Raw genomic sequence first — 530 nt, 5'->3', positions numbered from 1 at the left:
CCGCAGGTGATGCTGACCGAGGGCATCGCCGCCGCCTATCGCGCCGGCAAGGCCCGGTTCGACGGCCGCAACGCGGTGCGCCCGGTGCTGACCAGTGACCAGCAGGGCCGCCAGGCCGCGCCGAACCTCTACGAGACCGACGCGGCGGCCTATCTGCAGGACCACGCGCTGGGGGAAGAGGTGTTCGGCCCGCTGGGGCTGGTGGTGCGGGTGTCGGGGCCGGACGAGATGGCCACCCTCGCCAAGGGTTTCGAGGGCCAGCTGACCGCGACGCTGCATATGGATGCGGAGGATACCGCGGCGGCGCGGGCGCTGCTGCCGATCCTCGAGCGCAAGGCGGGGCGGGTGCTGGTCAACGGCTTCCCGACCGGGGTCGAGGTGGCCGAGGCGATGGTGCATGGCGGGCCCTACCCGGCCAGCACCAATTTCGGCGCCACCTCGGTCGGCACCCTGTCGATCCGCCGCTTCCTGCGCCCGGTCTGCTACCAGAACCTGCCCGACGCGCTGCTGCCGGCGGATATGGCCTGAGC

The 530-nt window shown here is 72.5% G+C and carries 1 protein-coding gene; it reads left to right on the top strand.

Annotation, left to right across the window (positions count from 1 at the left end; translation table 11 throughout):
* A partial coding sequence (locus CVM52_RS26465; protein ID WP_503128409.1) for an aldehyde dehydrogenase family protein occupies positions 1–528 on the top strand: 528 nt, incomplete at its 5' end.
* Positions 529–530 lie beyond the last annotated feature (2 nt).

Source organism: Pseudooceanicola lipolyticus (assembly GCF_002786325.1).
GTDB classification, from domain to species: domain Bacteria; phylum Pseudomonadota; class Alphaproteobacteria; order Rhodobacterales; family Rhodobacteraceae; genus Pseudooceanicola_C; species Pseudooceanicola_C lipolyticus.
This window is presented reverse-complemented; position numbering and strand designations above follow the sequence as displayed.